Source organism: Thermomicrobium sp. 4228-Ro (genome assembly GCF_026241205.1).
In the GTDB taxonomy this organism is placed as follows: domain Bacteria; phylum Chloroflexota; class Chloroflexia; order Thermomicrobiales; family Thermomicrobiaceae; genus Thermomicrobium.
Genome location: NZ_JAPFQM010000006.1, coordinates 821,326 through 843,764, shown reverse-complemented (window position 1 = coordinate 843,764; position 22,439 = coordinate 821,326). Strand labels below are relative to the sequence as shown.

15 protein-coding genes, 1 tRNA gene and 3 rRNA genes are annotated in these 22,439 nt (G+C 65.8%); 7 read left to right on the top strand and 12 right to left on the bottom strand.

The annotated features are described in order from the left end of the window. Nucleotides 1-10: 10 nt before the first annotated feature. Together OO015_RS13305 and OO015_RS13300 are read right to left on the bottom strand one after the other, a co-directional pair. Entirely contained in the window at nt 11-1,261 is a 1,251-nt protein-coding gene (locus OO015_RS13305) for a hypothetical protein (protein WP_265941948.1), read from the bottom strand. Further along, nucleotides 1,209-2,282: a recombinase A gene (locus OO015_RS13300; RefSeq protein ID WP_265941946.1), complete on the bottom strand. Its 1,074-nt coding sequence runs from the start codon at nt 2,280-2,282 to the stop codon at nt 1,209-1,211. The genes OO015_RS13305 and OO015_RS13300 overlap by 53 nt, the downstream gene beginning before the upstream one ends. Before the next feature lie 353 nt (nt 2,283-2,635). Here OO015_RS13300 and chrA point away from each other — a divergent pair, with 353 nt between their 5' ends. Then, nucleotides 2,636-3,823, top strand: a complete 1,188-nt coding sequence (gene chrA / locus OO015_RS13295; protein ID WP_416236599.1) for a chromate efflux transporter — start codon at nt 2,636-2,638, stop codon at nt 3,821-3,823. Nucleotides 3,824-4,341: 518 nt separating this feature from the next. On the opposite strand, the gene OO015_RS13290 is transcribed toward chrA, so the two are convergent. From OO015_RS13290 to OO015_RS13280, 3 genes are all read right to left on the bottom strand, one after another. Further along, nucleotides 4,342-5,460 (bottom strand): ABC transporter ATP-binding protein, encoded by a 1,119-nt coding sequence (locus tag OO015_RS13290; protein WP_265941942.1) that lies wholly within the window; start codon nt 5,458-5,460, stop codon nt 4,342-4,344. Beyond that, on the bottom strand, nt 5,457-7,028 hold the full coding sequence (locus tag OO015_RS13285) for an ABC transporter permease (protein ID WP_265941940.1): 1,572 nt from the start codon (nt 7,026-7,028) through the stop codon (nt 5,457-5,459). Before OO015_RS13285 ends, OO015_RS13290 begins: the two co-directional genes overlap by 4 nt. Nucleotides 7,029-7,090: 62 nt before the next feature. After that, nucleotides 7,091-8,212, bottom strand: a complete 1,122-nt coding sequence (locus OO015_RS13280; protein ID WP_265941938.1) for an iron ABC transporter substrate-binding protein — start codon at nt 8,210-8,212, stop codon at nt 7,091-7,093. 161 nt (nt 8,213-8,373) lie between these two features. Between OO015_RS13280 and OO015_RS13275 the strand changes: the two genes are divergently transcribed. The 4 genes from OO015_RS13275 to OO015_RS13260 all read left to right on the top strand — a co-directional run bounded on the left by OO015_RS13275 (nt 8,374) and on the right by OO015_RS13260 (nt 12,295). Then, the gene (locus OO015_RS13275; RefSeq protein WP_265941936.1) at nt 8,374-9,285 is read left to right on the top strand and encodes an IclR family transcriptional regulator; all 912 of its coding nucleotides are present in this window, start codon (nt 8,374-8,376) and stop codon (nt 9,283-9,285) included. A 105-nt stretch (nt 9,286-9,390) separates the two neighbouring features. Continuing rightward, entirely contained in the window at nt 9,391-10,110 is a 720-nt protein-coding gene (locus OO015_RS13270; protein WP_265941934.1) for an iron-sulfur cluster assembly protein, read from the top strand. A 24-nt stretch (nt 10,111-10,134) separates the two neighbouring features. Beyond that, entirely contained in the window at nt 10,135-11,169 is a 1,035-nt protein-coding gene (locus OO015_RS13265) for an amidohydrolase family protein (RefSeq protein WP_265941932.1), read from the top strand. Between the two features lie 79 nt (nt 11,170-11,248). Further along, a complete protein-coding gene (locus OO015_RS13260; protein ID WP_265941930.1) occupies nt 11,249-12,295 on the top strand; it encodes an NAD(P)-dependent alcohol dehydrogenase in 1,047 nt (348 codons plus the stop codon). Nucleotides 12,296-12,564: 269 nt separating this feature from the next. Here OO015_RS13260 and OO015_RS13255 read toward each other — a convergent pair. The 6 genes from OO015_RS13255 to OO015_RS13230 all read right to left on the bottom strand — a co-directional run bounded on the left by OO015_RS13255 (nt 12,565) and on the right by OO015_RS13230 (nt 19,605). After that, nucleotides 12,565-12,636: transfer RNA gene (locus tag OO015_RS13255), tRNA-Met, on the bottom strand. A 38-nt stretch (nt 12,637-12,674) separates the two neighbouring features. After that, a 5S ribosomal RNA gene (rrf, locus tag OO015_RS13250) occupies nt 12,675-12,793 on the bottom strand. Between the two features lie 83 nt (nt 12,794-12,876). Next, nucleotides 12,877-15,865, bottom strand: a 23S ribosomal RNA gene (locus tag OO015_RS13245). Between the two features lie 305 nt (nt 15,866-16,170). Further along, nucleotides 16,171-17,699: ribosomal RNA gene (locus OO015_RS13240) — 16S ribosomal RNA — on the bottom strand. Together the 16S, 23S and 5S rRNA genes with 1 tRNA gene alongside form the textbook arrangement of a ribosomal RNA operon. Nucleotides 17,700-17,992: 293 nt before the next feature. Next, nucleotides 17,993-18,607 (bottom strand): cysteine hydrolase family protein, encoded by a 615-nt coding sequence (locus OO015_RS13235; protein WP_265941928.1) that lies wholly within the window; start codon nt 18,605-18,607, stop codon nt 17,993-17,995. Between the two features lie 17 nt (nt 18,608-18,624). Beyond that, nucleotides 18,625-19,605 carry a hypothetical protein gene (locus OO015_RS13230; protein ID WP_265941926.1) on the bottom strand — a complete coding sequence of 327 codons (981 nt, stop codon included), beginning with the start codon at nt 19,603-19,605 and terminating at the stop codon, nt 18,625-18,627. Between the two features lie 428 nt (nt 19,606-20,033). Between OO015_RS13230 and OO015_RS13225 the strand changes: the two genes are divergently transcribed. After that, nucleotides 20,034-20,948 carry a hydroxymethylglutaryl-CoA lyase gene (locus OO015_RS13225; RefSeq protein WP_265941924.1) on the top strand — a complete coding sequence of 305 codons (915 nt, stop codon included), beginning with the start codon at nt 20,034-20,036 and terminating at the stop codon, nt 20,946-20,948. An 18-nt stretch (nt 20,949-20,966) separates the two neighbouring features. Continuing rightward, a complete protein-coding gene (locus OO015_RS13220; protein ID WP_265941922.1) occupies nt 20,967-21,377 on the top strand; it encodes a TIGR03667 family PPOX class F420-dependent oxidoreductase in 411 nt (136 codons plus the stop codon). A 36-nt stretch (nt 21,378-21,413) separates the two neighbouring features. Here the strand turns inward: OO015_RS13220 and OO015_RS13215 are convergent, their stop codons facing one another. After that, nucleotides 21,414-22,340, bottom strand: a complete 927-nt coding sequence (locus OO015_RS13215; protein WP_265941920.1) for a universal stress protein — start codon at nt 22,338-22,340, stop codon at nt 21,414-21,416. Between the last annotated feature and the right edge of the window lie 99 nt (nt 22,341-22,439).

Genomic DNA, 22,439 nt, shown 5'->3' with positions numbered 1-22,439 from the left:
GCTCCTGTCCTCAATCGAGTCGTCCGACGAGTCGCCAGGCCGGTCGTTCGGACGTGCCATCGCGTGCGAGGTGGTCGCGGGCGAGCAGCAGCCGCTGGCCATCGGCCAGCTCGACCCACACCGTCCGACGGTGGCGTTCCACCGGCCACCAGAGATCGAGCCGCTCGTAGAGACCACCACGCACGATGGGTATCCAGCGCTCCTCGAGCCAGAGCCACCAGCCGCTCGGGCGACGTGCGACTCGCACCGGCTCGCCGTGGAGCGGATGCGCCGCGAGGTGCGTCGTACCCTGGACACGCCAGCGGAGTTCCGGGAGCGGGGCAGCCGGAACGTGCTCGCGGAGGCGGACGACTCGCCCCCGAGCGAACCGCTGTGCGGCCTGCCAGAGGCGCTCGCGTTCGGCAGCCCGTACCGGGGTATCCGCGAAGAGCGCTGGCTGACTCGCGTGCACGGGCGCGTGCTCCTCGACCGTGAGACGGAGCAGCGCGAGCGGGCGGACGACGGTGATACCGGTGAGAAGCGACCGGGCAGCGGCGAAGAGATCAGACGCTGTCTGCAGCGGCTGGGGTAAACGACGAAGGCGCGAGACAGTCCGATCGTCTTCCTCCACCAGCTCGAGTTGGATGTTGCGAGCAGCGTGAGCGAGCGCAGCGAGCCCATCAGCGATCTGCTGGCAGAGCAGACGGAGCGCCGACTCGAGAGCGTCGCTCGTTGCGACCGGCGGCTCGAGCGCGTGCTCAGCGCGAAGCGGAGCGAGCGGTGCCCAGCCGCGGAACGGAGTCGGGTCGTCTCCGCGGGCCAGACGATGCGCGAGCACGATGTCGGCCCCAAAACGCCGGCGCAGGCCCTGCAGTGGGAGGTCAGCGAACTGGCCGATGGTCACGATACCGAGCGCGCGGAGCCGATCCTGGACGCAGGACGGCAAAGGAAGCCACTCGAGCGGCAACGGGCGGAGGAAAGCGCGTGTCTCCGGCTCCGGGACGACGATGACCTCGTCCGGAGTCGCGAGCCGGGCAGCCAGCCGAGCGACCCAGGGCGTCGCGGCGATCCCGATCCGGCCAGTTCCACCTGCCTGCACGAAGGCGGCAAGGATTGCCCGGCCATACCGCTCCTCGTTACCGTACTGGAGCCGGACGCCGCTCGCATCGAACCAGACTCCCCGCTCTTCCTCGTCTTTCTGGATCGCCGGTGTGAGCGGGGCGAGGAGTTCAGGGAGCGGTTCGTGCGGCCAGCGATCGATCGCTAGATAGCCAACAGGCACGGATCTCCTCCTCCACCCGTGACCGGAGTGACGGATCGTCCTGGAGACGCGCTGCCGCGGTCTCACGCGTTCGACCGAGGATGGTTTCAGCGAAAACCAGGCCGAGTGGATGCAGACGGACGACGCCGAGCGCTAGACCGAGATCGATCCGTTCGAGCGCGACACGCACTCCTTCGCGCAGGCACAACTCGATCGGTACCGGCGGATCGCGCGGCGGCCACAGCGGGCTACGTTCGACGTGGACACGGACGCGCAAGCTCTCGGGCAAAGCATGCGCCGCGAGCAGTCCCGGTCGGACGAGCTGAGCGATCGGCTCGACCCGAAGTCGTACCTGTGCAGCGGCGAGCGCGTGCGTGTCCACTCGATCGCGGACGACGACGAACGCTGCCGGCAGACCGCGCAGGAGCGGACGGAGCTGGCGGAGACCGCGGTCGAGTTCCGGCCGCCGCGCGAGGTGCGGTGGAAGGTCGAGCACGACGAGGTCGAGCGCACCGGACAGCACGAGAAAGCGCGCGAGCTCGAGCGCCTCGGTGACGGATTGCGGGAGCGCGACGAGGAGGTCGAGGACAGCGACACCCCAGTGATACAGGCGATCGAAGTCGACGCTGTGCGCCGCATCGAGGTAGGCGACCCAACCACCGCTGCGCTGCACAGCCCGGACGAACCAGCCAGCCAGTGTCCGCTTGCCGGAGTAGGGTGGGCCAGCCAGCTCGATCAGCCGGCCCCGGGGAAGGCCACCGCCGAGCACAAGATCGAGCCCGAGGAGATCGGTCGAGAGGAACCGTGGGCTTCTAGCCGAACCGGGCGGCATCGCCGGTCGAACGCAGTCAGCATCCAACGCCAGGCATGCAGGATCGAGCAACACGTGCGGGCCGAAACGCTCGACGATGAGCTGGCGGAGCCAGGCGATCCGCTCGCGACGGGGATCGTCCGCGCGACTCGCGCTCGCAGCTTCCGAAACGAGTTCTACCTCGTCTCCGACAACGCACTCTCCGCAACCAGAGCTTCGCGATACCGGCACGTGTCCCCCTTCCCGCGCCGAAAGTCGTACATGCGTTCGCATGCATCGTAATCGAACACCTGTTCGCAGTCAAGAGTTGCCTTGCGGGCACAGGGAGAAGAGACCCGTCGCACTTCCTGTCGGTCTCGTCGGGGAACTGCCGGTCGGTACTCAGTCGATTGATGGCGGCTCGCTTCTCGCCGGCGCGTCGCAACGCGCGATCGTCCAGGAAGCGGTGGGTCGGCACTCGAGTCCGGTTCACGAACTCGCGACACCGCGAGTTCGTCTCGCTCCGATCGTGAGAGCGACAACCCAGCGTGTCTCCTCTGACGTATCCTGACACCCCGATGCCGGCATCGGTCGATCGTTCGGAGATGAGCGTGAGCGAGGCACCACCGGTGCGAACCAGTCTCGCCGAAACGGACAGCGAGCAGGGCGGCCATCTCACTGAAGTCGCACTCGTGGCGCTCAAACTCGGCTGCCTCGCCTTCGGGGGGCCAGCTGCCCATATCGCGATGCTGCGCGAAGAGGTCGTCGTTCGTCGGCACTGGCTCAGCGAGCAGGAGTTCCTCGACCTTCTCGGAATCACGAACCTCATCCCGGGGCCGAACTCGACCGAGATGGTCATCCAATGCAGCTATCGCCGAGCCGGTTGGCCGGGTCTCCTCGTCGGTGGGATACTCTTCATCTTCCCGGCTGCCGCGATCGTTCTCGTCCTCGCCTGGCTCTACGTCCGTTGGGGCACCGTGCCAGCAGCGATCTGGCTCCTCGAGGGAGTGAAGCCGGTTCTCCTCGCCATCATCGGCCAGGCGATCTGGAGCTTGGGGAAGCTCGCCATCCGGCGAACGATCCGGATCGTGCTGGCTTTGCTGGTCTTCCTCCTCTACCTCGCTGGCGTCCACGAACTCCTGCTGCTCGCGGGTGCTGCACTCGCCATGCTGGTGTTCCGTATCGGGCGACGTCGCGCGGAGTCGTTCGCGCTCGCGCCCGTGGGTGCGCTCGCGACCAGCACGGTTCCCGTCGGTAGTGCGAGCGCACCGGTCAGTCTGCTCGAACTGTTCCTCACCTTGCTCAAGATCGGCTCGGTCCTGTACGGGAGTGGGTACGTGCTCCTGGCCTTCTTGCGGCGCGACTTCGTCGAACGGCTCGCCTGGTTGACCGACCAGCAACTCCTGGACGCGATCGCGGTCGGGCAGGTGACGCCGGGACCGGTCTTCACGACGGCGACCTTCATCGGGTATCTGGTAGCGGGCCTACCGGGCGCATTGCTCGCGACGATCGCGATCTTTCTGCCAGCTTTCGTCTTCGTCGCAGTGGTCCGGCCAGTGGCGCCGCGGTTGCGCCGCTCTTCTTGGCTCGCATCGCTCCTGGACGGTCTGAACGTGGCGGCAGTCGCGCTCATGGCCGGTGTGCTGTGGGAACTCGGACGCACGGCGATCGGCGATCCGCTGAGCGGGTTCTTGGCGATCGGAGCGCTCGTCGCGCTCCTCCGCTTCAAGGTGAATTCGGCCTGGCTCATCATCGCTGGTGGGGCGATCGGGGTCGCGACCCGTCTCGTCTGACGGCGCACCCAGCGGTCACCACCCATCACCCGTCCCACCGCTCCCCGCTCCGCCGAGCAGACCCCAGCCAGCACTCCACAGCCGCCGGTCACTGTTGACAGAACACCACTCGCTGCAAAAGGGTAGGGGAGCGGTGGGCAGCGCCTCTCCTCCGCGCGGGCGAGGTGCTCATCGTCGCGGTGAGCGGGCTGCTCGCTGGTGCAACTGTGCGCACAGCGAGGCAGCAGCACGAGCCGATACCTGCACCGCGGTCCCGGGACGTACGCCCAGTGCGCCGCCCGACGACAGCTTCGCAACCGTTGCGATCGCGGTCAAGCGTGCGGCGCGCGCCGCCGACCGGTCATCACAGCGCTGGACCATTCACGGGATCTGGATTCACGCGTGTCGATCCCGTCGTGTGCTCGGTGCCGCAGGCTTGCCCGAATATGCGCGCATAAGCACACTTATGCGCATGCCTTCGCTCTTCACTTGCTGTAATGGAGCCAGTGGCCTGACCGAGCAACCACTCCTCCACGGACTCAGTCCATCGCAGTGTGCTCGGCCGAAACCTGCTGCACGCCGTCGAGGAGTTCGGCGAGCCCGATTCGGTCGCTGCCGACGAAGGCAGCCAGTCGTCCACGATTGCAGCGAACCTCGACTCGCTCGCCGATCGCCAGCTCGACGGACGGTGGCTGGCTTGTCTCGACCGTGATACCACAGCGCAGACGAACACGGTAGATGGTCTCAGCTCCGACGAAACGACGGTCGACAACGACGGCGACCCCCTGTGGATGGGGCTCGAGGATGACGTCCCGGGGTCGGATCAAGAGTTCTATCTCCTTCGACACGGTTGACACCCCGTCGAGCGCGAACGTGCCGAGGTCGCTCCGCCCAACCGATCCCCAAATGCGTGCAGGCACGAAATTCGCCTGCCCGAGCAGTTTTGCGACCTCGCGGGTACGCGGTTCATGGTACACCCGTTCCGGGCTGTCGACTTGTCCGATCGTCCCGTCCAACATGACCGCGACCCGATCGGCGAGCGCGAGCGCCTCGTCGCGGTCATGCGTCACGAGCACGACCGTGACACCTACCTCACGGAGCAGACGCCGCAACTCCTCCCGCATCCGGTGGCGTAACTCGGCATCGAGGTTGGCGAAGGGCTCGTCCAGCAGCAGGACCGCGGGATACGGCGCCAGGGCTCGCGCGATCGCCACGCGTTGCTGTTGCCCCCCGGAGAGTTGATGCGGATACCGCGAACGGTATTCCTCGAGCCCCAGGAGACTCAGCAGTTCATCGACACGCCGTTTGCGCTCGCCTCGCGACAGCCGCCAGAGTCCGAACGCGATGTTTTCCTCCACCGTCAAATGCGGGAAGAGCGCGTAGTCCTGGAAGACCAGTCCCACACCTCGCTCTTCAGGAGGCAGAAAACGACGACCCTCGGCAACGATACAGCCACCGATTTCGATGACTCCCTCGTCGGGTCGTTCCAAACCTGCGATCAGCCGCAGCGTCGTGGTCTTTCCACAGCCGCTCGGGCCGAGAATGGCGAGCAATTCGTGTCTGGTCACCTCGAGCCAGAGATCCCGCACGGCCGGGCGCGCGCCGTCGGAATACCATTTCCAGACACCAGCCAGCCGGACCAGTGGAGCACCGCTCACTGTATCCCTCTCCTCCCCTCTGCCCGCTCCTGCCACCAACCCAGCAGTCCCATCGGTGCAACGCCGACGCAGACGAGGAGCAGCGCCGGGAGTGCCGCGTGCGACCAGAATGCGTCGGCCGTTGCGTTCCAGACGGTCGTCGACAGCGTTCGAAAGTCAATGGGACTGAGTAGGAGCGTCACCGGAAGTTCCTTCACCGTGGTCAGGAACACGGCCGCATACGCATTGACGAGACCAGGAAGGGTCAAGGGCAGCTGCACCTTCACCCAGACCTGCCAAGGCCGCATGCCGAGTGTCCGCGCCGCTTCCTCGAGGCGCGGATTTTGCTGCACCAGTGTACCCCTGAGTGTACCCACCGCCTCGGAGAGAAACCGGAGGGTATAACCAAAAATCAAGAGCGGAATCGTCTGATACAACCACGGCGCGAAGCGAACCGAGATCGAGACGAGGGCCAGCGCGAGCACGATTCCAGGAAGACCGTAGGCGATCCACAGCGGCACATCGAGCACTGTTGCCAGGCGCCGCCTACCGCGCACCACGGACCGACTGACAGGAAAAGCCGCTGCCACCGTGACGGCACCGGCGAGCAGGCTAACCCAGAGCGTGTTGACGAGCGGCTCGCCCACTGAAGGCAGTACCTCACCGATTGCCCGGGCCCGGGCAAACCAGTACAGGGCCATTCCGACTGGCAGCCCCAAGGCGAGTGCCGGAAAGACCGAGCTGGCGAGCACGAGGAGCCAGCCCCACCACCGGAGGCGGAGCGCCGCCTGGGGCCGGCGCACACCGACGGTGCGATAGAACGCCACCCGTCGCTGCCACTCGCGCGCCGCGAGGACCAGCATGACTGCCAAGCTGACCAGAAGAAGCGCCAAGCCCGCAGCGGCTGAACGATCGAAGGAGAGACGATACTGATTGTACACGCTGTAGGTGAGTGTGGAATACCGGAGAATCGCGATCGCTCCGAAGTCGCTCAGTGTATAGAGCGCCGCGAGCAGCATCCCCGACAGGACTGCCGGCCCCAACAACGGTACCGTCACCCGCCAGAAACGCATCCATCGCCCGGTTCCGAGAGTCCTGGCGACTTCTTCGAACGCGGGGTCGAACCCACGCAGCGCCGCGCGCACAGCCAGATAGCTGTACGGATAGGTAACGAGCGTCAAGGTCAACCAGGCACCGAAGAAGCCATAGACCTCCGGCAACCGGAACGACCCAACCGAGCGATCGAGCAGCGACGCGAGTGCCCCGCGCGGACCGAATGCAGCGACGACAGCGTACGCTGTGAGATAGCTCGGAACCGCGAGCGGCAGAGCGACCAGCACTCCGATCCAGCGCCGCCCGGGGACCGCCACACGCTCAGTCAAGCAGGCGAGCGGGAGAGCGACCACAGCGCTCGTTCCAGCAACCGCAGCCGCCAGCCCCACGCTCCGGAGGAGCAACTGACCCGTGCGCGGGTGCAGGAGGGTGGCAAGCGTCCGCTCACCACCCCCTGCTGCGCGCCACACCAGATAGAGAACGGGAATGACGGCCAACAGCACGATGACCAGCGCCAGGAGGTCGTGCGTCTGCACCGTCGTCACGGACCGACGAGGCCGTCTCGCACGCTCGCGGCTGGGGCGGTCGAGTCGCACGGTCACAACAGGCCGACCTCCTGAAGCAGGCTCAACGTTCCCCGGAGATCGTCGAGATCGGAAAGATCGAGGGCGGGCGGATTGAGTGTCTCGAGCGGCGGCAGGTCCGGGTGAGCCGACACTCCCTTCACGAGCGGGTACTCGAAGGTTTGCTCAGCAAAATACCGCTGGGCCGCCGTTGTCAAGAGGTAATCGAGGAAACGAAGAGCAGCATCCTGAGCACGACTCGTGACCAAGATGCCGACACCCGCGACATTGACGAGCCCACCCGGATCACCGTTCGTATAGAAAAAATTCTCGGCAGGAAGCGGACGACCGGCCTGAGCCCGCTCGCGCATGAGATAATAGTGGTTGACGAATCCTGCCTCGACCTCCCCATTGATCGTCGCCTGCACGATCGTGGCATTGTTCGGGAAGACGCGTGTCTCGAGCGCCTTGAGACTTTCGAGCCACGACCGTGCGACGTCCTCACCACGGAGGCGCCGCAAAGCAGTCACGAACGCCTGGAAGGAGCCGTTCGTCGGCGCCCAACCGAGGCGGCCACGCCATCGTCCGTTGCCTGCGAAGTCGACGATCGATGCTGGAATTTCCTCAGCCCTGACGCGATCGGTGTTGTACACCACTGTCCGAACGCGTCCACTGATACCGATCCAGAGACCTTGTCGCGAACGGAACGCGGCTGGTACCCGCTCGAGAAGCTCCACAGGGAGGGGAATCAGCCGTCCCTCCTTCGCCAACGCGCCGAGCGCTCCTGCATCCTGCCCGAAGGAAAGGTCTGCCGGTGAGCGGTCACCCTCTTCGAGGATGGCCGTCGCGAGCTCAGCAGTGTCTCCATACCGAACCCGGACGTCGAGTCCGACCTCTTGTCCGACGCGGTCGAGCAGGGGGCCGATCAAGGACCGCGAACGACCAGAGTAGATCGTGAGCACTGCTGTCGAGGGCGCTGCGGACGTCTGCGGAACAGGGGTCTGCGCGGAAGTCGGTGGCGATGCATTCGCGGTCGTCGTCTCGGTCACCGAGAAAGTCGGTGTCGGCGCTACGGAAGCGTTCGAGCACCCGATCAGGAGCGAGGTACCGCTGACGAGCCCGATACCGCCGAGGCGGATGAGATCGCGGCGACGCATGATGTTGCTCCAGTCGTCGTGTCTCTCCGTCTTCCAACCCCTTCCGGAGGTGGACTGACGGTCAGGGCTCGGCGGCCACCGGAGAATCCCGACTCATTCAGTCGGGATTTATTCTGCTGGACAACGAAGCGGATGTCAAGATCGATCCCAGAGGAACCCACGTGTCCCCAGCGGTGCACCCGGCCCGCATGCCGGACGGGGAGCGTGCCCGTGCCGCTCTGACCGGTCGCACAGCGGACTTGACGAGCCAGCAGCATTCAGCTACGGTGATCGTGTCGCCGGTAACACAGCGCGCTGGAGGCCACACCATGGCACGCTCTCGCCCTCTCCGGACGCTCAGCACGGGAGACCGGGTGCTCAAGGCTCTCGAGCTCGTAGCTCAGCGACACGATACGCTGACGGTCAAGGAGCTCGCTATCGAACTGGGGGTGAGTCTCTCGACCGCGTATCACGTCGTCCACACCCTATCAGCGAGTGGATATGCCCTCTTGGAGCGCCACCGATGTTTGCGCCCAGGCCCGGCCCTCTATCGCCTCGCTGCTTGCCTGCCGAGTCCCTCCGCACGCCCAGAAGCGCTCGAACCGCTGGTCGACGAAATCGGGCGCATCACGGGCTGCCGCACCTATCTGGCTGCATGGTCCGATCGCGACGTGGAAATCGTCTACGTGCACGGCCGGCGTGGTGTGCGAGAGTTACCCGGGCTCGGGCGTGGCTTCCGCGGTGCGGCGCACGCACTGGCACTGGGCAAAATCCTCCTCGCCGGTCGCGAGCGACGAGACTGGCCGGACTACCTCCAGGCTTCGCAGTTCCCTTCACGAACCCCGTTCACGCTGACCGATCCGTCGCGCCTCCTTTCCGAGCTCGACGCGGTCCGTCAGCATCGTATCGCGTACGACCGCGAGGAGTTCACGCTCGGGGCCTGTTGCCTGGCTGTCCCCTTGACCCCTGCGCTTCACGAACCCGTCGGCCTCGCCGTCGGCATCAGTCTCCCGCGTCGACGTTTCGAAGCGGAGGGCGAACTGATGAGCGCGCTCCTTCACCAGGTGGCCCGGCTCCAGGTTTTTGGCACATAGTGCCAAAATCCAGGGCGATCTCTTGTTCCCCTCCGCCTTCCCATCTACGCTGAGGATGAGCACAGTGGGTCATCTGGTCTCTCTTCCGTCCGGCTGGGAGGTAGTATGGACCGAGCTACCCTGTGGGAACGGCTCGACGCTGTCCTCGATCCGGAACTCGACGAGTCGATCGTCCGGCTCGGCTTCGTTCACGCACTGGAACAGACGGGCGATACGGTTCGCGTCGTGCTGCGCCTCCCGACCTACTGGTGCTCACCGAATTTCGCCTATCTCATGGCCGATGGCGTGCGACGCGCCTTGTTGGACCTCCCCGGCATTACAGCGGTGCGCGTCGAGGTCGAGGACCATTTCGCCTCTCGTGAACTCTCCGACGGCGTGACCGCCGGGCGCTCATTCCACGAACTCTTTCCCGACGAGGCGAGCGAGGACCTCGAGGAATTACGCCGACGCTTTCTCGTCAAGGGGTATCTCAGTCGTCTCCTGGTCCTGATCCAAGCGTTTCGTCAGAGTGGGGCTCAGGTGACGGAGCTGACCGAGGCTTCGCTGAGCGCACTCCAGATCGAAGGTGACCATGCCTGGCTCCGCACCGCGCACGGCGAACGCGGTCCAGTACGCGCACGAATCGTCGAGCGGTACCTCGTGCGCCGGGCTGAACTTGCCTTGCCGCTGGACGCGTCGGCGCCGCTGCTCCTGCGGCCGGACGGTGAGCCGATCGGCGAGGAAGGATTCGACGCGGAACTGCGGCGCCTGCGCGCGACCGTCGTCAATCTCCGCGCGAGCACAGCGCTCTGCGAAGCGCTCTTAGCGAGTCGGCAGCAGTGGTAGCGAGGACACGAGGGAGGTGACGCGATGATCACCATTGACGGGCAAGAGGCCTTCGTCATCGACGGGCACATCCACTTCTGGGACGGCAGTCCGGAAAACTGGCGCAACCAGTGGGGCGAGGCGTGGATCAAGTGTTTCTACGACTACCATACGGCCCTGAGCCCCAAAGAAGCGGTCTGGCCCTTCGAGAAATTCATGAAGTACAGCGAGGAGGACGCGATTCGTGACCTCTTCCTCGAGGGCCACGTCGACATGGGGATCTTCAATTCGACGTATCTCAAAGAGTTTTTCAAGAACGGGTTCAACACGCACGAACAGAACTACGCACTCGTCCAGAAGTATCCCGATCGCTTCATCCTCTGCGGCTCGTTCGACCCGCGCTGGGGCGAGGCCGGGTTCGAGACCTTCCGCCGCATGGTCGAGCAGTACCCGATCCGCGGACTCAAGCTCTACACCGCCGAGTGGTACAACGGCTCGCGCGGCTGGAAGCTGAGCGATCCGATGGCCTACCGCTATTTGGAACTGTGCCGCGAACTCGGTATCAAGAATATCCATGTCCACAAAGGACCGACGGTCTATCCGCTCAGCAAAGACGCCTTCGACGTCCACGATATCGACTACGCAGCGACGGACTTCCCCGACCTCAATTTCATCGTCGAACATGTCGGCCTGCCGCGCCTCGACGACTTCTGCTGGATCGCCAAGCAGGAGAAGAACGTCTACGCCGGTCTGGCCGTGGCGAGTGCTTTCATCGCGACGCGCCCGCGCTACTTCGCCGAGATCATGGCGAACCTGCTCTACTGGCTCGGCGAGGACAAGATCCTCTTCGGCAGCGACTACGCCATCTGGACACCCAAGTGGATCGTCGAGGCCTTCGCCCGCTTCGAGCTGCCCGAGGATATCAAGCAGGAGTACGGGGTCGACCTCACGCCGCAAGCCAAGCGGAAGATCTTGGGCGAGAACGCCGCGCGCCTCTACGGGATCGATATCGAGGCCCAGAAGGCCAAACTCGCCCAGGATCCGATCGGGCAGCGACTGGCCGCACGCCAGGCAGCCTGAGACGGCTATCGGAGAGGGAGGGCGGGCTGGGGCCATCCAGAACCCAGCCCGCACGGCGCGGGACGAAGGGAGTTGCGAGATGCTGGCGGCACGACTCTATCGCTACGACCCGTCGATGCAGGAGGAACTGCGGCTCGAGCAGGTGCCCGATCCGACGATTCGCCAGCCAGACGAAGTCCTCGTCCGCATCGTCGGCGCCGGCTTGTGCCGCACCGACCTCCACATCATCGAGGGAGTCTGGCGCCCTATCCTGGATCCGGAGGGGAAACTCCTTCCCTACACGCTCGGCCACGAGAACACCGGCATCGTCGAAGCGGTCGGCAGCGCCGTGCGCAACGTGCGCGTCGGGGACCGAGTCATCTGTCATCCCCAGGCCACCTGCGGACTGTGTCTCGGCTGCCGGGTCGGGGAGGACATGTACTGCACGAGTGCGCGATTCCCGGGACTCGATTCGGACGGTGGCTTCGCCCAGTATCTGGTCACGACAGAGCGCGCGCTCGTCAAGGTGCCCGAGGGCGTTGACTTGGTCGACATCGCCCCCCTGGCGGATGCTGGACTGACCGCCTATCGAGCTGCCAAGCGCGCAGCCCGGATCGCCCCGCCCGACGGCTGGGTGGTGATCATCGGGATCGGCGGGCTCGGGCACATCGCGTTGCAGGTCTTGCGTGCACTGGCTGGGGTGCGGATCGTCGCGGTCGACCGTTCACCCCTCGCCCGCGAACGAGCGGGCGAACTCGGGGCGGATCATGTCCTGCCGGGCGGTGCCGATCTGGTGCAACAGGTGCAAGAACTGACGAGCGGTGGGGCGCATGTGGTCCTCGATTTCGTCGGCGAGCAAGGTGTCGAGCAACAAAGCTGGCAGATGTTGCGCAAGGGTGGAACGCACCTCATCATCGGCTACGGTGGGACGCTGGAAATTCCGACCGTGCGGATGATCTTCGGCGAACTGACCGTCGCCGGGAGTCTCGTCGGAAATTACAAGGAACTCGTCGAACTGATCGATCTCACTGCTCGCGGGAAGGTGCGCGTCTTTACCCAGCGCTATACGCTCCAGGAGATCAACCGCGCCATCGACGATTTCAAGCACGGTCGCTACTTCGGTCGAGCGGTCATCACGCCGACATGAGTCACTCGGCTCGCACGCACCGAGACCAGCGTGGGAGCTGCAGAGACGCCCCACGCTGGTCTCATCGATCGCACCGCTCTGGAGAGGTGGTCAGGACGACAGAGTACCCGGCAGGCGTGCGACGATTTCTGTCGCATCGAGAACGGTAGGGTGGGGGAGCCCGTGCTGACTGGACACGTCGTGTGGGCGGAGTCTCGGCGCAATCTGCTGAGAACCGCCCGAAGACGACGAAGCACCCGGCGATCGCCGGGTGCTCAACTGACGAGCGGTAGCGGGGGTGGGATTCGAACCCACGACCTCTGGGTTATGAGCCCAGCGAGCTGCCACTGCTCCACCCCGCGGCAGGGCGAGCGGAGTGTTCGGATCGTCGGCTCAACCGTGCGCGCAGCGGCCTCGCCTCCCGCGCGGTTGCCCGCGCAGTACTCTCCGGCGCTGGTGCGGGGCACGACCCGGTTCGGAATGGTTCGGGGTGTTTCCACACCGCTCTCGGCCACGCGCACGGGTGAACCGGCGATCCGAGTGAGGCGCCTTGCGCTCGATCCGCTCGACTGTGTCGGTGCTCCGAGCGTATCCCGGAGGAGGAAGGACTGGCCTCGGCCATGAGGACGGCTCGGCTCCAGTCGGTTACCCGCTGTCCACCTGCCGCCTCGCTACCGGGTCATCTCCCCGGGGCCTTACCCCCGTGACGGGGTGGGACGGCTCATCTTGGGGTGGGCTTCCCGCTTAGATGCTGTCAGCGGTTATCCCGTCCGGACCTGGCTACCCAGCGCTGCCGGTCGGCCGACAACTGGCACACCAGCGGTCCGTCCAGCCCGGTCCTCTCGTACTAGGGCCAGCTCCCCGCAACCGTCCACCGCCCGCGGCGGATAGAGACCGAACTGTCTCACGACGTTCTGAACCCAGCTCACGTGCCGCTTTCATGGGCGAACAGCCCAACCCTTGGGACCTCCTCCAGCCCCAGGATGCGACGAGCCGACATCGAGGTGCCAAACCGGGCCGTCGATGTGAACTCTTGGGCCCGATCAGCCTGTTATCCCCGGGGTAGCTTTTATCCGTTGATCCACGGCCCGCCCACGCAGTACCGTGGGGTCACTTGGCCCGCCTTTCGGCCCTGCTCGGCACGTCCGCCTCGCAGTCAAGCCCCCTTCCTGCCCATGCACGCTCCGGCCGATTGCCATCCGGCCTGAGGGGACCTTTGGGCGCCTCCGTTACCCTTTAGGAGGCGACCGCCCCAGTCAAACTGCCCACCAGCCACGGTCCCTGGCCGCGTTCCCACGGCCCAGGTGAGGGCGCAAACCCAACCAGGGTGGTATCTCACCGCCGGCTCCACGGGACCTGGCGGCCCCGCTTCCCCGCCTCCCACCTATCCTGCACAGGCCGGGCCCGCACCCAGTGGCAAGCTGCAGTCAAGCTCCACGGGGTCTTTTGTCCCGCCGCGGGTCACCCGCTTCTGCACGGGTCCAGCAGTTTCACCGGGCCCCCCGTCGAGACAGTGCCCACGTCGTGACGCCTTTCGTGCGGGTCGGAATTTACCCGACGAGGAATTTCGCTACCTTAGGACCGTTATAGTTACGGCCGCCGTTCACCGGGGCTTCCCTTCGGGGCTCTCCACCCCTCCGGTTCACCTTCCGGCACTGGGCAGGCGTCAGCCCCGATACGTCGGCTTTCCGCCTTCGCCGAGACCTGTGTTTTTGGTAAACAGTCGCGCGGGCCTGCTCTCTGCAACCCCTCGGGCTCCCCACCCTACCGGGGCCCCCTTCTCCCGAAGTTACGGGGGCAATTTGCCGAGTTCCTTGACGGGGTTCTCCCGCTCGCCTCGGTGTCCTCCACCAGCCGACCTGTGTCGGTTTGCGGTACGGTCACCGCCGCCCGTCGCTAGAGGCTTTTCTCGGCCACGCCGCCAGATCCGCTCGGCAGGGCCTCACCCCCACCTCGCACTCGCCTGGTGCCGCTCCCCGGCCGGGCTTTCCCTCGGCCCACGACCCAGGCTTGGACGGTCCCTCCAACCGCCGGACCCTCGACGCGGCGTCCCCCCTTCGCTCAACCAGGCGCCGGTGGGGCCGGAATCTTCACCGGCTGCCCCTCGCCTACGGCTGCCGCCCTCAGCTGAGGACCGCCTCACCCGCAGCTGACGACCATCGCTGCGGAACCCTTCGGCACTCTCCGGCGGGGCGGATTCTCACCGCCCTTCCGCTACTCGTGCCGGCATTCGCACTCGTCGCCGCTCCAGCACGGCTCCCGCCGCACCTTCCCCGCCGACGACGACGCTCCCCTACCGCCCGCCTGACCCCACGCGGCCAGACGGACCCGCGGCTTCGGTGCCGGGCTTCGCCCCGCGTCATTTTCGGCGCACGGGCGCTCGACCAGTGAGCTGTTACGCACTCTTTCAAGGATGGCTGCTTCTAAGCCAACCTCCTGGTTGTCTCCGCACCCGCACCACCTTTCCCACTCAGCCCGGACTTCGGGACCTTAGCCGGCGGTCTGGGCTGTTCCCCTCTCGACCCAGAACCTTTTCGCCCCAGGTCTCACTCCCAGCGACCAGCGACCAGCATTCGGAGTTCGCCTCGGCTTGGTAGGCTCCACGCCCCCGCACCGAAACGGTGCTCTACCTCCAGCCGCCTCCACGCTGAGGCTGACCCTCAAGCCATTTCGGGGAGAACCAGCTATCTCCGGGTTCGCTTGGCATTTCACCCCTACCCCCAGCTCCTCCGAGCCCTTTGCCACGGACACCGGTTCGGCCCTCCACGCAGGTCTCCCCCGCGCTTCAGCCTGGCCAGGGGTAGCTCACCCGGTTTCGGGTCGGCCAGGCGCGACTCCACGCCCTCTTCAGACTCGCTTTCGCTCCGGCTCCAGGTGCCTCCCCCTTCGCCTCGCCACGCCCGACCACTCGCCGGCTCATGCTCCAATAGGCACGCCGTCACCGCTCCACGCAGCTCCGACCGCCTGTGGGCGCACGGTTTCAGGCGCTCTTTCACCCCCCTCGCCGGGGTCCTTTTCACCGTTCCCTCACGGTACTCTCCCCTATCGGTCGGCCAGGGTATTTAGCCTTGGAGGGGTGGTCCCCCCAGCTTCCCACAGGGTTCCTCGTGCCCCGTGGTACTCACGCACCTGCCCCACGCCACCAGAAGCCAGTCCGCCTACGGGACTCTCACCCTCTCCGGTCGCCCCTTCCAGCAGCGTTCGGCTCCCAGCCCCAGCAGCGCGGCCGCACTGCCGCTTGGCCCGAGCAGGCCGTCCAACCCCGTCGCCGCTTCCGGACGGCAGCCCTCTGGGCGACGACGGTTTGGGCTCCTCCCGTTTCGCTCGCCACTACTCCGGGAATCGCTCTCTCCTCCTCGGGGTACTGAGATGTTTCACTTCCCCCGGTACCCACCCTCCCAGTCGCACCGGGCTCCTCACCCCGCACTTCCCAAGAGGGCGACGTGGCTCCCCACCACGCCAGGTTGCCCCATTCGGAGACCCCCGGATCCCCGCTCGCCCGCAGCTCCCCGGGGCGTTTCGCCGCTCGGCCGCGTCCTTCCTCGGCCCTGGCCGCCTAGGCATCCACCGTGCGCCCCTCTCCCCAGTCCACTCCTTCGGGTTCCGCTCAGGAACACCGACACAGTCGAATGGACCCGGACAAGGACGCCTCACACTCCGCTCGCTTGGTAAGGTGCGCATCCGCGACGCAGCGCACCTCGACAACCGAGGTGTAGTTCGCGCTTGGCCCCCGTCATCAGCACGAGTGGGACGACTCCGGGTACGGAGACCAGCGGGCGTCCGCCCTCCGCGGCCTCCGGCCGCCTCCTCAGGCGCGCCCCCTGCTCCCACGCCCCGTCCCGAGCTCCTCGCTCCGCGCCCCACCCGGTTGACCCAAGGAGCTTCCCGCTCCCTAGAAAGGAGGTGATCCAGCCGCACCTTCCGGTACGGCTACCTTGTTACGACTTCGTCCCAATCACCAGCCCCACCCTCGACGGCTACCCCCCACGTACCGTGGGTTGGCCCACCGGCTTCAGGTGAAGCCAGCTTTCGTGACGTGACGGGCGGTGTGTACAAGGCCCGGGAACGTATTCACCACCGTATGGCTGACCGGCGGTTACTAGCAACTCCGCGTTCACGCAGGCGGGTTGCAGCCTGCGATCCCCACCACGACCGGGTTTCCGGGATTGGCTCCAGGTCACCCCTTCGCAGCCCATTGTCCCGGTCACTGTAGCGTGTGTGTCGCCCAGGGCGTCAGGGCCATGCGGACTTGACGTCATCCCCTCCTTCCTCCGGGCTTTCCCCGGCAGTCGGGTCAGACACCCGCGTAACTGACCCCGAGGGTTGCGCTCGTTGCGGGACTTAACCCAACACCTCACGGCACGAGCTGACGACAGCCATGCAGCACCTGTGCCGCAGCTCCCTCTCCGGGCACCCCCACCTTTCGGCAGAGTCCTGCGGCATGTCAAGCCCTGGTAAGGTTCTTCGCGTTGCGTCGAATTAAACCACACGCTCCGCTGCTTGTGCGGGCCCCCGTCAATTCCTTTGAGTTTTAGCCTTGCGGCCGTACTCCCCAGGCGGCGGGCTTACTGCGTTGGCGCCGGCACGGATGGGGTCAACTCCACCCACACCTCGCCCGCATCGTTTACTGCGTGGACTACCCGGGTATCTAATCCGGTTCGCTCCCCACGCCTTCGCGCCTCAGCGTCAGGTAACGGGCCAGCGGGCCGCCTTCGCCACCGGTGTTCCTCCCGATCTCTACGCATTTCACCGCTACACCGGGAATTCCACCCGCCTCTCCCGCCCTCAAGCCAGGCCGTCCCGCGCGACCCCCTGCGGTTGAGCCGCAGGCTTTCACACGCGGCGCGCCCAGCCGCCTACACGCCCTTTACGCCCAGTGACTCCGGGTAACGCTCGCCCCCTACGTCTTACCGCGGCTGCTGGCACGTAGTTAGCCGGGACTTGCTCCGGGGGTACCGTCATCCCCTTCGTCCCCCCGAACAGCGGTTTACACCCCGAAGGGCTTCCTCCCGCACGCGGCGTCGCTCCGTCAGGGTTGCCCCCATTGCGGAAGATTCCCTGCTGCTGCCTCCCGTAGGAGTCGGGCCCGTGTCTCAGTGCCCGTGTGGCTGGCCATCCTCTCAGACCAGCTACCCGTCATCGCCACGGTAGGCCGTTACCCTACCGTCTAGCTGATAGGCCGCAGGGCCCTCCGAGCACAGCCAGACTCACCGCCTGGCCTTTCCTCGCTCGGCCCACCACCCAGCGAGCGTATGGGGTATTAGCCCGAGTTTCCCCGGGTTATCCCCCGCACCCGGGCAGGTTCCCCACGTGTTCCGCACCCGTCCGCCACGGTCGGCACGCTCATCGCGCGCTCCCGTCCGACTTGCATGCATTAGGCACGCCGCCAGCGTTCCCCCTGAGCCAGGATCAAACTCTCCATCCCGGATCACTCCACCAAAGCCCCAGACTCGATCTCGGCGAGCCGAGGGCTCATTTCCTCACATCAACCGATCGTCTCTCACGATCGGCCGACGGGGGCCTCACGCGAACCACACCTCGGTTGTCAAGGTGCTCTGCCTCGCGGCAGCCGGGTCGTTTCCCATCGACTCCATCGCTTCAGTATAGCGAGGAGTGTGCCTTCTCGTCAAGACCCGGCTCTCGTTCTCGGTGCCGCGCCTCTCGCGCGCGGCGAGAGTCGATATTACTCGGGTCGTCGCCCGCTGTCAAGGGTTCCTCTCACGACACCACGCCTGCTCCGACCGTCACCCCTTCAGCGCGCGTCAGGATGCCGCGAAAGAGGAATGCTGTTTGCCGATTGGCGGCTTCCATATCGAACGGATGCAGGGCCGAGGTCGCATCGACCGGAATGATCACGCCGTACCAGCGCAAGGCTGCACTCGCCGCGGTGTAATGCACGCAGATCGAGGCCACGGTCCCACAAATGATCAGTCGCTCGATCTTCCGCAAGCGCAGCTCATGGTCGAGCGGTGTTCCGTAGAACGCGTCGTATCGCCGCTTCTGGAGCACCAGTTCGCCGTCCCGCGGTGCCAACTCGTCGACGATCTGCCAGCCCCACGTCCCGGCGAGACAGTGCTCGCCCCAGATCGGGAACTCCGGATCACCTGGGTAGTGCGTATCCTGGGTGAATACCGTGAACATCCGATGTTCTCGGGCGAGCCCGAGCAGGCGCTGGATCTGCGGGATCGTTGCCGGGGCATCGGGCACGAACAGCTTCCCCTCGGGCTTGACGAAGTCGTTCTGCATGTCGACGACGATCAGCGCGGTCGTCCGTGGATCGACCTCCACCCGCGGTGTCACTTCATAGGCCGGTACCTCCACAGTCCGCACCATCTCGCCACCTCCGCAGTTCACCAGTCACTGCCGAGACTGGGATCATAGTCCGCACTCCAATCATGCAACGTCCCCGACGGACCTTCCCAGTAGAGGTTGCCGGCATCGTCCTGCCACGTCGGCTCGGGATTCTCACCGCTGAGCATCTGGCTCCACTCCTCGGCCATCCAGGTGTTGAACGCATCGTGCGAGGGGTCGTAGAGCCCACCGCTGTCGCCACTGGCGAGATCGCTCCACAGATCACTCGTCGAACCGTCCCAGGTCGCACCAGCGAACGGATCCTCGAACCCACTGAACGCCGGTGCGCTCGCATCGACTGCACTCCAATCCCACGCTGCCGGTATCTCGCCCTGACCGGCATTCGACTGCCAGTAGTCCGGCGTCCAGACATCCGGTACCTGGCCGCCCGCCAGCGGGCCCGGCTCGGCCACCACTTGGCTGGTCACGCCGCCGACCACCGTGGGAAGCTCCGCGACGTACGATGCGAGTGTCCCATACGGTGTCACGAAACTCATGACGTAACCGTTCCAGCCATCCGTCCAGATCCACAACACGCCCTCGTACGGTTGCCCTTGCTGCACCGCAGCATAGGCCAGCTGGACAGTCGGCCAGCCCGAAAGCGCAACCCAGCGCGCATCGTACGCATAGAGCGCTTGGTTCTGTTGCTGCAAGCGGAGGTAGATGACCCCAGCGTACTGCAGCGGATTCAGCGGCTGCGGCAACGGTTCCTGGTACCAGAACAGACCTGGCTGGAACGGTAGCGCGTTCGCCTGCGTCGTCTCGGTCGCAGTCGCGACGACGGCCACCCGTCCATCCTGCGTCCGGACCATCCGCCAATCTGACGGTAGATCGTTGCGCGCGATCGCGACGGTCGGTGTCACCGTATGGTCGGAACGACTGGCATACCAGAGTCCAGCTACCGCTGCGAGACCGGCGCAGGTACACACGAAGGCAAGCGCAGCCACCCCGCCTAGCACAACCCAACCCCGACGTGACATGGAATCCCCTCCTTCGATCGAGACGCAGCCCGCACCGTTTCGCGAACACGGGGTGCCCGCGCGACGGAAGGGGATCGATCCAAGTATAAGACGGAGGCTTTTCCAGCCAGCACCAGCGAGCGCAGGACACCCCGCGCGGGCAAGACCACTTCACTCCACCACGTGGACAGTCCGTTCGCGCTGCATAGCACCGAGTTCGTTCCCAGCGACAGAGGCGGTTCATCCTCGACGGAATACGCTACTCCGCTCCCGGCTCACTGGTTGCATGCCGTCACCAAGCACCCTTTCGGTAGTCTCGTAGCGTTCACCGACCACGACCACGTGTCAGCCCTCGGCGACCATTCGGCATTCCTCCCACCACTGCGCCCCAGACACCCCACGCTATACTTGCCGCCACAGTTTGTCGAGCGAGAGGAGCGCACCGCTCGATGTCTGCTCCAGCTACTGTGACGATCGTCGAAGTCGCACCGCGCGATGGTCTCCAGAACGAATCCGTACCGGTTCCGACCGATCTCAAGGTCGCCTTCATCGACGTGTTGAGCGAGGCCGGGTTTCCGGTCATCGAGTGCACGAGCTTCGTCTCGCCCCGCGCTGTTCCGCAACTCGCCGATGCCGAACTCGTGATGCAGCGTATTCAACGGCGTCCCGGAACACGCTATCTCGTGCTCGTCCCCAACGAGCGAGGACTCGAGCGTGCACTTGCCGTCGGTTGCGACGCGATCGCGCTGTTCGCCGCGGCAACGGATGCGTTCTCGCACGCCAACCTCCGCGCCTCGATCGACGAAACGCTCGCGCGGTACGCCAGGGTTGCAGCAGAGGCGAAGCGCGCGGGCTGCTGGATTCGCGGCTATGTATCCGTCGCTTTCCACTGCCCGTACAGCGGGCCCGTTACCCCCGAACAGGCCGTGCGGGTCGCCCGGGAACTCTTCGCTCTCGGGTGCGACGAGATCGCGCTCGCTGACACCATCGGGACGGCAACGCCTGACGATGTCGCCCGCCTTCTCGACGCAGTGCTCCCTTGGATACCGAAGGAGCGGCTCGCCCTGCACCTGCACGATACCTCCGGTCGCGCACTCGACAACGTGGCAGTCGCGCTTTCGTACGGAGTGACGACGTTCGATGCTGCGACCGGCGGACTGGGCGGGTGTCCCTTCGCCCCTGGCGCGCCAGGCAACCTGGCCACTGAGGCACTCCTTGCGTTCCTCGAGGGACGAGGAATCGCACACGGCATCGATCGCCACAAGCTCCGGGCAGCTTGGACCCGTTTGCACGAGGCGCTCCCTGGTCTCGGCCAGCGAGTGGGGCCGAACCGTACGCGCACCGCGACCCCGCCGACCACCTGAACGGAAGGAGGGCGCACCATGGCTGGTCTGCACTGGCCGGACGAAGTCCTTCGGCAACTCCACGAGGAACCTGTGATCTGGCTCGCCACGGTCCGCCAGGACGGCCAACCACAAGTGGTACCTGTCTGGTTCCTTTGGGATGGCGAGCATGTCGTGATCTACTCGCTTCCCAACAGTCAGAAGGTGCGCAACATCCGTCACAACCCGCGCGTCTCGGTCCACTTCAACAGCGACCCCTGGGCGGAGCACGTGACTCGGTTCGACGGTTGGGCCGAGATCGTTCCGGATGCGCCGCCAGCCGATCGGGTACCGGCCTATCTCGAGAAGTATCGCGAAGGAATCGCGGATCTCGACATGACGCCAGAGCAGTTCGCGACCGAGTACCGGACGCTCATCCGCGTGCACCCGGAACGGCTCATCCACTGGTGAGTGCCGGGCGGTTAGCCAGGTACGACGCCACCTCGCTCAGGGCGAGACGAGTTCCCGAGATGCGGGGACAACGAGCAAGGGCACGCGCGTCGTCGTGAGCAACCGCTCCGTGACGCTCCCGATGAGCCACCGCTGGACAGCACCGTGACCGTGGGTGGTGAGCACGACCAGATCAGGGCGTTCGCGTTCGACGAGAGTCACCAGTTGCCGTCTGGGATCGCCGCTCACGAGGAGCGTGCGCGCGACGACATCGCGCGGCAGACGCGCCCGCACCGAGTCGAGGTACGCTGACGCTTCTCGCTCCAGTCCCGCCATGCGCTCCGTCACCTCCGGGGCGAGTCGTCGGCCACGAAACTCCACGAGCAGTTCCCGATGCGTCTCCGCGACTCGGACGAGCGTCAGGCATGCACCGGCTTTCTGGGCGAGCGTGACCGCATACGGCAGTGCGCGTTCCGCGGCCGGCGAGCCGTCGAGCGGCACCAGGAGGTGGGTCAGCCGTTCGAGGGAGGCTCCACCAGCCCGCACGACGAGCACCGGGCACGCGCCCGCACGGACCACTCGGTCCGCAACACTGCCGAGCACGGCGCGACCGAGTCCACCGCGCCCATGGCTGGCCAGGACCAGCAGCGGGTCAGGCCAGCGCTGGACTTCTGCCACCAGTTCCTCCACAGCCGACCCCAGACGGACGACAGTCTGCGGCGTCACACCCGAGCGGGCTAGCGCATCGCGTTGTTCGGCCAGCAGGACTTCTGCCGGTAGTTCCAGTCGGGGCTCATCCGCGCTGAGCCACACGACTTCGCCACGTACCGGATCGTAGAACGGGCGCATCGTCTCGAGCACACGCACCACCACCACCGGAGCGCTGAAGAGCCGAGCCATGAGCGCAGCGGCCGGCAACACCACATCGGCCACCGCCGAACCATCGTGCGCTGCGAGAACCGTGCGGATCATCGCTTCCCTCATGCCCTCCCCTCGGCGAAGCATAACCTGCGCGTTCCGCTCCTGCATCCAGGCTTCACAGCGCGCAGCTCATATCGTATGCTGCCGCTCGGTTCGGATCCG